At 75.1% G+C, this 9,157-nt stretch carries 8 protein-coding genes and 1 riboswitch; of the genes, 6 read left to right on the top strand and 2 right to left on the bottom strand.

The annotated features are described in order from the left end of the window. Window positions 1-10 precede the first annotated feature (10 nt). Window positions 11-81, top strand: a riboswitch (guanidine-III (ykkC-III) riboswitch). 58 nt (window positions 82-139) lie between these two features. Both ACOJTC_RS31645 and ACOJTC_RS31640 read left to right on the top strand, forming a co-directional pair. Next, window positions 140-454 carry a DMT family transporter gene (locus ACOJTC_RS31645; protein ID WP_204923907.1) on the top strand — a complete coding sequence of 105 codons (315 nt, stop codon included), beginning with the start codon at window positions 140-142 and terminating at the stop codon, window positions 452-454. 42 nt (window positions 455-496) lie between these two features. Then, on the top strand, window positions 497-796 hold the full coding sequence (locus ACOJTC_RS31640) for a hypothetical protein (protein ID WP_307826077.1): 300 nt from the start codon (window positions 497-499) through the stop codon (window positions 794-796). Between the two features lie 85 nt (window positions 797-881). On the opposite strand, the gene ACOJTC_RS31635 is transcribed toward ACOJTC_RS31640, so the two are convergent. After that, window positions 882-3,353, bottom strand: coding sequence for a DNA translocase FtsK 4TM domain-containing protein (locus ACOJTC_RS31635; protein WP_420119629.1), 2,472 nt, complete (start codon window positions 3,351-3,353; stop codon window positions 882-884). 113 nt (window positions 3,354-3,466) lie between these two features. Here ACOJTC_RS31635 and ACOJTC_RS31630 point away from each other — a divergent pair, with 113 nt between their 5' ends. Together ACOJTC_RS31630 and ACOJTC_RS31625 are read left to right on the top strand one after the other, a co-directional pair. Next, the gene (locus tag ACOJTC_RS31630) at window positions 3,467-3,943 is read left to right on the top strand and encodes a YbjN domain-containing protein (protein ID WP_204923905.1); all 477 of its coding nucleotides are present in this window, start codon (window positions 3,467-3,469) and stop codon (window positions 3,941-3,943) included. Beyond that, window positions 3,940-5,544, top strand: a complete 1,605-nt coding sequence (locus ACOJTC_RS31625; protein WP_420119628.1) for a YbjN domain-containing protein — start codon at window positions 3,940-3,942, stop codon at window positions 5,542-5,544. The genes ACOJTC_RS31630 and ACOJTC_RS31625 overlap by 4 nt, the downstream gene beginning before the upstream one ends. Before the next feature lie 90 nt (window positions 5,545-5,634). On the opposite strand, the gene ACOJTC_RS31620 is transcribed toward ACOJTC_RS31625, so the two are convergent. Continuing rightward, on the bottom strand, window positions 5,635-6,834 hold the full coding sequence (locus ACOJTC_RS31620) for a S1 family peptidase (RefSeq protein WP_420119627.1): 1,200 nt from the start codon (window positions 6,832-6,834) through the stop codon (window positions 5,635-5,637). 183 nt (window positions 6,835-7,017) lie between these two features. On the opposite strand from ACOJTC_RS31620, the gene ACOJTC_RS31615 reads away from it, so the two are divergent. Then, complete coding sequence (locus ACOJTC_RS31615) at window positions 7,018-7,896, top strand: helix-turn-helix domain-containing protein (protein WP_420119626.1); 879 nt, start codon at window positions 7,018-7,020, stop codon at window positions 7,894-7,896. 202 nt (window positions 7,897-8,098) lie between these two features. Then, entirely contained in the window at window positions 8,099-9,082 is a 984-nt protein-coding gene (locus tag ACOJTC_RS31610) for an SMP-30/gluconolactonase/LRE family protein (RefSeq protein ID WP_420119625.1), read from the top strand. The last annotated feature ends 75 nt before the right edge of the window (window positions 9,083-9,157 follow it).

Raw genomic sequence — 9,157 nt, 5'->3', positions numbered from 1 at the left:
AGCGTCGGCACCGGTGGCCGGATGCTGGTGGCCGCTCCGGACGAGTGGTGGGCGTACCCGGTCAGGCCAAGACGCCCCGTACCGAATCGACTCGTCCCCGGCCGACGGCCCGGGACCCGCACCCCCGAGGTGATACCCGATGGCCTGGATCGTGCTGGTGCTCTCCGGACTCCTGGAGACCGCGTGGGCGGTCTCCCTCGACCGCAGCGCCGGGTTCACCCGGCCGCTGCCCTCGGCCGTCTTCGCGGTCACCCTGGTCGCCAGCATGGCCGGCCTGGCGTACGCGCTGCGTGACATCCCCGTCGGCACCGGCTACGCGGTCTGGGTCGGCATCGGGGCGGTCGGCACCGCCGTGGTCGGCATGGTCGCCCTCGGCGAGTCGACGAGCCTGCCCCGGCTGCTCAGCCTGCTGCTGGTGGTGGCCGGTGTGGTCGGCCTCAAACTCTTCCACTGAGTGGCCCGGCCCTCGCCGGGGCCGATGCGTAGTTTCCGTCCGGTGTGGGTAGTGATCGACCACCACAGCAACCAGCCCCCGACCACGGAGGACGTCATGGCCGACACCCACGCCCCCGCCCGCCCGCGTACCAACGCCGCCCGCATCTGCACCATCCTGGCGTTCGTCTTCGCCGTCGTCGCGCTGCTGATCGCGCCGGTCATCTTCGGCATCATCGGCCTGGCGCTCGGCATCGTCGGCGCGGTACTCGGCGACAAGCCGCTGGGCTGGTACGCGGCCGCCGCGAACGTGGTGGCCATCGTCCTGAGCCTCGTGCTGATCAGCGCCATGATGAACAGCTGACCAGACGCACCCGTGCGAACGGGCCCGCCGGATTCCCGGCGGGCCCGTCGCACGTCCCGGCCCGGTCGGGGGGTACGCCCCCGGCTCAGTCCACGTCGCCGCGCAAGCCGTCGAGCACCTCGTCCAGCTCGTCCGGCTTGACCAGCACGTCGCGGGCCTTGGAACCCTCGGACGGGCCGACCACCCCCCGGGTCTCCATCAGGTCCATCAACCGGCCCGCCTTGGCGAAGCCGACCCGCAGCTTGCGCTGGAGCATCGAGGTCGAACCGAACTGCGAGGTCACCACCAGCTCCACCGCCTGCACCAGCAGGTCCAGGTCGTCGCCGATGTCCTCGTCGATCTTCTTCTTGCTGTCCTGCGCCGGAGCCAGCACGTCGGAGCGGAACTCCGGCTCACGCTGGTCCTTGCAGAACTTCACCACGTCGGCGATCTCGCGCTCGGTCACCCAGGCGCCCTGGATACGGACCGGCTTCGACGCGCCCATCGGCAGGAACAGCCCGTCGCCCCGGCCGAGCAGCTTCTCCGCGCCCGGCTGGTCGAGGATGACCCGGGAGTCGGCGAGCGACGAGGTGGCGAACGCCAGCCGGGACGGCACGTTCGCCTTGATCAGGCCGGTCACCACGTCGACGCTCGGCCGCTGGGTGGCCAGCACCAGGTGGATGCCGGCGGCGCGGGCCAACTGGGTGATCCGGACGACCGAGTCCTCCACGTCGCGCGGGGCGACCATCATCAGGTCGGCCAGCTCGTCCACGATCACCAGCAGGTACGGGTACGGCCGCATCTCCCGCTCGCTGCCCGGCGGGGCCTTGATCTCGCCGTTGCGCACCTTGCGGTTGAAGTCGTCGATGTGCCGGACCCCGTTGGCGGCGAGGTCGTCGTAGCGCATGTCCATCTCGCGGACGACCCACTCCAGCGAGTCGGCCGCCTTCTTGGCGTTGGTCACGATCGGGGTGACCAGGTGCGGGATGCCCTCGTACCCGGTCATCTCGACCCGCTTCGGGTCGATCAGCAGCAGCCGCACCTCGTCCGGCGTGGCCCGGGTCAGGATGGACACCAGCAGGGTGTTGAGGCAGCTCGACTTGCCCGCGCCGGTGGCCCCGGCGATCAGGATGTGCGGCATCTTCGCGAGGTTGGCCACCACGAAGCCGCCCTCGATGTCCTTACCGAGGGCCACCACCATCGGATGGTGGTCGCTGGTCGCGGCCCGGGACCGCAGCACGTCGCCGAGGGCGACGTTCTCCGGGTCGGTGTTGGGGATCTCCACCCCGACCGCGCTCTTGCCCGGGATGGGGCTGAGGATGCGCACGTCGGGCGACTTCACCGCGTACGCGATGTTGCGGGAGAGCTGGGTGATCCGCTCGACCTTGACCCCGTGCCCCAGCTCGACCTCGTAACGGGTGACGGTGGGGCCCCGGGTGAAGCCGGTGACCTCGGCGTCCACCCCGAACTGGTCGAAGACGCCGGTCAGGGCGGCGATCACCTCGTCGTTGGCCTTGCTGCGGGTCTTCGGGGCCGCGCCGCCGGTGAGCATGTTGGCCGGCGGCAGCACGTAGTCGCCGGCCAGCCCGGTCAGCGCGAGCTGCTCGGCGCGGGTGGGCGGGGCGGAGTGCTCCGGCGGCTCCGCCGGCTTACGGCTGGCCGGCACCCGGCTCGCCGGCCGGCGGGGCAGCACGATCGTCTCCTGGAGGTCGACCTCCGGGCCGACGTCGTCGAAGTCGTCCGGGTCGGGCGGCGGGGGCGCGGCCTTGCGGGCCGGCCGTTTGCGGGCCGGCTTCGCGACGACCTCCGCCGGCTCCGCGTCCTCCTGCTCCGGGGCCTCGGGCGGGGCGACCAGCGTGCCGGCGAGCAGACCGAGCCGCTCCGGGATCTTGTTGATCGGGGTGGCGGTCACCACCAGCAGCCCGAAGACGAGCAGCAGGATCAGCAGCGGCATCGCCACCCAGGCGGTCACCGCCCGCTCCAGCAGGTCGCCGATCCCGGCACCGACGAGACCACCGGCGTAGTCGCGTTGCACCGGGTCCACCGGATTCTGTCCGATGTGCAGCATCGCCGCCGTGGCCACCAGCATGGACCCCCAGCCGACCAGGCCCCTCCCCCGGTGTTCCGGGGCCACCGGGGTCCGCATCAACCGCCACGCGCCGATCATCAGCAGCACCGGCACCACCACCGCGATCGCGCCCAGGAACAGGCGCACGGTGTCGGCCAGCCGCGCGCCGAACGGGCCGGCGCCGGAGAACCAGATCGCCACCGCGCTGAGGATGGCCAGCCCGAACAGCAGCAGGCCGGCGCCGTCGCGGCGGTGCTCCGGGTCCAGCTCCCGGGCCGAGGCGGCCTGCCGGCCGGCGGCCCGGAAGCCCCAGCCGACCCCGTGCGCCAGACCCATCCACAGTGCCCCGACCGCCCGGCCCACGTACGCCGCCGGAGCGGGTCGGGGGGCCGGTCGCCGCCGGGCCGTCGCCCGGGTGGTCTTCTTCGCCGGCTGACGGGCACGACTGTTCGTGGTGCCGCGCGGCGACGCGCCGCGTCGCCGGCTCGCCTGAGAGGTACGGCCCGCCATAGAGTCACCGTAACGGCGTGACCCGGCAGATCGCCGCTTTTCCGGGTCGTGTCCGCGCGTCGCAGCACGGACCACGCCCGCAGACGTGTTATTCGCCTCAGAAGGGATGCCCGATGGCGTCGCCTGCTTTCGCGGACCGTCCCGACCCCCTCGCGGGTGACCCGCAGGCCCTGCGCCCGCTGACCGCCGACCTGGTCGCCGCCGTGCTGGGCACCCGGGGGTACGTCGTGGTCGCCGACGGGGACGGGGACCTCGTGGGCCGCTGGGACGACAGCCTGATCTGGTTCCTGCGTCAGGGCGGCCACGGCGAGCTGCTCCAGGTCCGCACCCTGGCGGCGGCGACCTTCGGCATCGAGCACGTGCCGGCGCTCTACGCCTTCTGCAACTCGTGGAACCACGAGCGGTTCTGGCCGAAGGCGTTCGTGCACGTCGACGACGACGGTCGGGCCCAGGTCTGCGGCGAGGTGATCACCGACCTGGAACGCGGGGTCACCCCGCACCAGCTCGACCGGCTACTCGACCGCGGCATCACCGAAGGCTGCCGGCTCGCCGCCGCCGTCGGCCAACTGCCCGGCCGGACGCCCGGATGACCGGCGGGTTCGCTCCCGGGGCGGACGGGCCGGCCGCGCCGCGCGACCCGGTCCTTTCCGCCGCGTTCGCCGACGCCGGGGACCTGCCCGACGGGGAGGCCCGGCTGGCCGAACTCGACCGGATCGCCGCCCGTGCCGACGCGCTCGGCGACCCGCACTCCGCCCTGGACGCCCGGTTCGCGCTGGTGGCGGCGTACCTGCGGCACGGGGGCCGGTGGCGGATCATCGAGCCGGTACGCCGTCTGCTGGCCACCGTGGACCGGTCCCCCGACCTGCTCGACGCCCGCCCCGGCGACGCGGAACTGCTGCGGCGGCACCTGCGCCAAGCGGTGGAGGCCGCGATCGGCACCCCCCGGATCGGGCTGGACCAGGCCAACGCCCTGCTCGACGCGCTGGCCCGACGGGTCGGCGCGGAGGCCGGCGTGGTCGCCCAGTTACGCTGCCGGCTCGCCGACCACGCCGGCGACGAGCCCACCGCCCGCCGGTGGTACGACAGGTGGACGGCCGCCGCGCCGGACCCGGAGGGCGGCTGCCCCGCCTGCCTTGCGGTACGCCGCGCCGAACTGCTCGCCGGCTGGGGCGACGACCGGGCCGCGTTGGCGGCGCTGCGCCCCGCGCTCGACGCCGGGGTCGACTGCACCGACCAGCCGGAACGGGCCCTCGCGGTGGGGCTGCTGCCGTGGCTGCGCACCGGGGCGGCCGGTCGGGCCGCGACGGCGCACCTGCGGGCGTACCGGCGGCACCGGCGGGAACGGGCCGCGTTGCCGTACCTGGCCGCGCAGTTGCGGTTCTGCGCGCTGGCCGGGCACCCGGACCGGGCGCTGGACCTCCTCGCCGAGCAGTTGCCCCGGTTGGACCACCCCCACGACGACCTGTCGGCGATGGAGTTCGCCGCCGCCGGGGCGCTGGTCTGCGCGCTCGCCGCCGAGTCCGGCCGGGCCGCCCGCCGGGTCCGCCGTCCCGGCCACGCCGACCGGCCCGCCGCCGACCTGGACGTGGCGACCCTCGGCACCGACCTGCTGGCCGAGGCGACCCGGCTGGCGGGCAGCTTCGACGCGCGCAACGGCACCGGGCACCACGCCGGGCGGATTGCCGCCTGGCTGGCCGAACGGCCGACCGGCGACCCGGTGCCCCTGCCGGCGCCGGAGAGCGTCGACGACCCGGCCGACGAACCGTTCCTGCCCTCGGCCGAGGAGCCGGCCCCGCTGAGTCTTTCGCAGCTCACCGCCGTGCTGGACACCCGGGGCGACGTGTACGCCGTCGACGCCGCAGGCGTGGTGGTCGGCCGCTGGGACGAGGCGGTCGTGCAGTTCCGCCTGCTGGGCCGGGACGGGGAGATCCTGCACGCCCGGGTGGTGGCGGCCCGGCGGCTGGCGGCGGGACGGCTCGCCGAGGCGTACGAGTTCTGCAACGCGTGGAACCACGACCGGCTGCTGCCGAAGGCGTACGTCCACGAACTGCCCGGCGGTGAGCTGGTGCTGGCCGGCGACGTCACCACCGACCTGGCGCACGGGGTGGCCCCGACGCAGCTCGGCATCCTGGTCGACGCGGCGGTGAGCACCGGCGTCGCGTACGCCGCCGCGGTCGCCGCCCTGCCCTGACCGCCACCGGCCGACGGGCGCGGACGCGCGAGCGGCCCCCGACCTCCGGGCGGTGGAGGTCGGGGGCCGCGGTACCGGGGCCCGGGGTGGTTACCGGCCGCGTCGCGTCGCCTGCTGGCCGCCGTTCGCGGTGACCAGGGTCAGGTTGTTGCGCTGGAGGATCTCGTTGACCGGCTGGAAGAAGGTGACACCGCCGACGGTGCAGTCACCGGAGCCGCCGGAGGTGACGCCCTGCGCCTGGTCGCCGGCGATCCACGAGCCACCGGAGTCGCCCGGTTCGGCGCAGACGTCGGTCCGGGTCAGGCCGGTCACCGTCCCCTCCGGATAGTTGACGGTGGCGTTGCGGGCCTGCACGACGCCGCACCGGGCGCCGGTGGTGGAGCCGGAACGGCAGATCGACGCGCCGGGCGGCACCTCGACGGAGCCGTTGACCGGCACCGTGCCGCCGTTGAAGTCGCTGACCACCCCCTGCGGGGTCCACTGGCCGTTGGTCCGCACGAACGCCCAGTCGTCACGCGGGAACGACGACGCCGCGAACACCCCCTGCCGGGCCTGGTTGAACCCGGTGGTGCGGTCCCCGACCCGGCCGCAGTGCCCGGCGGTGACGAACCCGCCGACCACCGCGAAGCCGATCGAGCAGCGCCCGACGTCGTTGATGAAGAACGGGTCGCCGCCGACCAGGTCGAACAGCGGGCGCGGCTGCTCCCGGGAGGTGGTGACCCGGACCGCGTCCGCCGGGGCCCCGCTGCCCGCCGCCCACCGGCGGGCCCGCGCCTCGGCGCCCGGCTGGGCGAGCACCACCACCGAGTTGGTGGCGACGTCGACGTACCAGCCGGTGATGGCCGGGGACGCCTGCCCGCCGACCGCGTCGAGCCGGGTCTTCGCCGCGTCCAGCTCGCCGACGGCCCGGTCGACCGGCTTGGGCACCGCACCGGCGGCCCGGACCCGGTCGGCCTTCGCGGGGTCGGCGACCGCCACGTTGTGGGTGGACCCGTCGCCGCTGAGCCAGGCCCCGCCGTAGTCGTTGCCGAGCGCGGCCCGCAACCCGGTCAACCGGGCGGTCGCCTGCTGCTCGGCGGTCAACCGCCGGACCGCCTGGTCCCGGCTGATCCGCAGGTCGCGGCTGAGCGCGTCCACCACCTCGGGAGCCGGCCCACCGGCCGCGCGGGCGTCGGTCCCCCCGGCGCGGGGCGCGCCCTGGTCACCGGCGAACGACGGCAGGGTCACCGCCGCCGTCAGTCCCGCTGCCGCCAGCACGACGCCGATCGCTGTCATCCGTCTGCGGTCCATCCGCCATGCTCCTCCCGGCCGACGCGGGGTACGCCCGCCGGACGGAGGTACGCAGACGGCCGCCGAACGGATGAGCCGATCCGCAGTTATCGACGTACGGTGACCGTCAGGTGACGCATTCCCGCTGTGCCTGTCCCCCGCAGGGTGTGGTTGGCCTGTCGACCGCCGCCGATACTGGGAGTCATGCAGGCGCACCGACAACTCGGCGAGTTCCTCCGCTCGCGACGCTCCCGGCTCAGCCCCCAGGAGGCCGGGGTGGCCACCTACGGCGGCCGGCGGCGGGTGCCGGGGCGGCGCCGGGAGGAACTGGCCCAGCTGGCCGGGGTGAGCGCCTCGTACTATGCCCGGCTGGAGCAGGGTCAGGCCACGAACGCCTCACCCGAGGTGCTGGACGCGCTCAGCCGGGCGCTGCGGCTCGACGCCGCGGAACGCCGCCACCTGTCCGGGCTGGCCGCCGGCCCCCGCCGCCCGGCCGTCCGCCGGCCCCCGCCGGAACGGGTCGACCCGGCCGTACACCAGCTCGTCGCCGCCCTCGGGGACGTGCCCGCGCTGGTGCTCGGCCGGCGGCTCGACGTGCTGGCCTGGAACACCGCCGGCCACGCCCTGTTCGCCGGTCACCTGGAGCCCGACGCGGTGCACCGGCCGGACCGGCGGCCCAACATGGCACGGCTGGTCTTCCTCGACGCGCACACCCGCGACCTGTACGTCGACTGGCCGGCCAAGGCACGGGCCGTGGTGGCGACCCTGCGGATGACCTCCGGGCAGCACCCGACGGACCCGCTGCTGGCCGCGCTGGTGGGCGAACTCGCGGTGGGCAGCCCCGAGTTCGCCGCCCGGTGGGCCGACCACCGGGTCAAGGCCGGCGGCACCGCCGCGTACGCGATGCGGCACCCGCTGGTCGGCACGCTGACCGTCACCCAGCAGAGCCTGCGCACCGAGGACGACCAGACGGTCGTCGTCGCCACCACCGCACCGGGTTCCCCGTCGCAGGCGGCGATGACCCTGCTGGTGCACGCCGCGGTCACCGGCCGCGCCGCCGCCCGGCAACCGCTGCCCGGCTGACCCGCCACTTCCGATCCCGGCGGCGCCGACAGGGTGCCGCCGTCCCACCCGGCCGCGCCGGGCCCGCCACCGGACCGTGTCGTCCGGCGGGGGTCGGCGCTGCCCGACACCACGCGACGACGGCGCTCCGCACGGGGCGTCCGGTCGTCCGTGCCCGAAACCGGACCCACTTCCGGGTCCGCACACCCACGAAGGACGAACCATGCGCAGAAGAATCCGTACCCTCGCGGTGGCCGTCGCGGCAGTCGGCGTCCTGGCCGCACCGGCGACGCAGGCGGTGGCCGGCCCGACGGCGGGCGTCCCGGCCGCCCCCGTCGCCCCGTCGGCCCTGCCGGCCCGGATCGCGGTCCACTTCGACCCGGCGACGGGTCAGCTGCCGGAGAACATCACGTGGGCCCCGGACGGCACCGCCTACCTCACCTTCGCGGCGGCCCGGCAGGTCGTCGCCGTCGACCCGGCGGGCCGGACCCGGGTGCTGGCCACCCTGCCCGCCCCCGCCGACGGCGGCGTGCACACCCCGGTGCTCGGCTTCGCCCTGACCACCGGGATCGTCCGGACCGGCGACGGCACCCTGTACTTCCTGTACGCCAGCGGCGACGCCGCCAGCACCGGCCTCTACCGTCTGACGCCCGGTCAGCCGCCCCGACGGATCGCCGCGCTGCCCGCCACCGGGCTGCCCAACGGGCTGGCGCTCGACCCGACGGGCCGGACGTTCTACCTGACCGACTCGGTGCTCGGCACCATCTCCACGGTGCCGCTGGCCGGCGGTCCGGTCCGGGTCTGGTCGTCGGCGTCCGCCCTCGCCGCGACGGGCTTCCTCGGCGTCAACGGCGTCAAGGTGCGCGGCGGCGCGGTCTGGGTGACCAACCTGGACCAGGGCACCCTGCTGCGGATTCCGCTGCGGCAGGGCGCTCCGGGAGCCGTCGAGGTCAGGGCGACCGGGCTGGTCGGCATCGACGACTTCGCCTTCACCGCCGACGGCCGGGTCGTCGCCGCCCTCAACGGGCCGAACACGGTGGTCGGCATCGACCACGACGGGCGGACCAGGACCCTGCTGACCGGTGCCGACGGGCTGCAGAACCCCACCTCGGTGGCCGTACGCGGGCACACGGTCCTGGTGGCCAGCGCCGCCTACGTCACCGCGACCGACCCCAACCTGATCGTGGCCACCCTGCGCCACCGCTGAGCCGACCGGCAAACGGGCCGGCCCCCGGCGTGACGACGGGGGCCGGCCCGCGGCGGCCCGGTGGGGACCCCGCGC

It is taken from the genome of Micromonospora sp. (genome assembly GCF_048594385.1).
GTDB lineage: Bacteria > Actinomycetota > Actinomycetes > Mycobacteriales > Micromonosporaceae > Micromonospora > Micromonospora wenchangensis.
The sequence above is the reverse complement of the archived record's forward strand: the minus strand, read 5'-3'. Positions and strand labels throughout refer to the sequence as shown.

Bases quoted from the DNA above. Each gene is read 5' to 3' on its own strand.
- ACOJTC_RS31645 (WP_204923907.1), top strand. From the start codon at position 140: ATGGCCTGGATCGTGCTGGTGCTCTCCGGACTCCTGGAGACCGCGTGG.
- ACOJTC_RS31635 (WP_420119629.1), bottom strand. From the start codon at position 3,353: ATGGCGGGCCGTACCTCTCAGGCGAGCCGGCGACGCGGCGCGTCGCCG.
- ACOJTC_RS31630 (WP_204923905.1), top strand. From the start codon at position 3,467: ATGGCGTCGCCTGCTTTCGCGGACCGTCCCGACCCCCTCGCGGGTGAC.
- ACOJTC_RS31625 (WP_420119628.1), top strand. From the start codon at position 3,940: ATGACCGGCGGGTTCGCTCCCGGGGCGGACGGGCCGGCCGCGCCGCGC.
- ACOJTC_RS31620 (WP_420119627.1), bottom strand. From the start codon at position 6,834: ATGGACCGCAGACGGATGACAGCGATCGGCGTCGTGCTGGCGGCAGCG.
- ACOJTC_RS31615 (WP_420119626.1), top strand. From the start codon at position 7,018: ATGCAGGCGCACCGACAACTCGGCGAGTTCCTCCGCTCGCGACGCTCC.
- ACOJTC_RS31610 (WP_420119625.1), top strand. From the start codon at position 8,099: ATGCGCAGAAGAATCCGTACCCTCGCGGTGGCCGTCGCGGCAGTCGGC.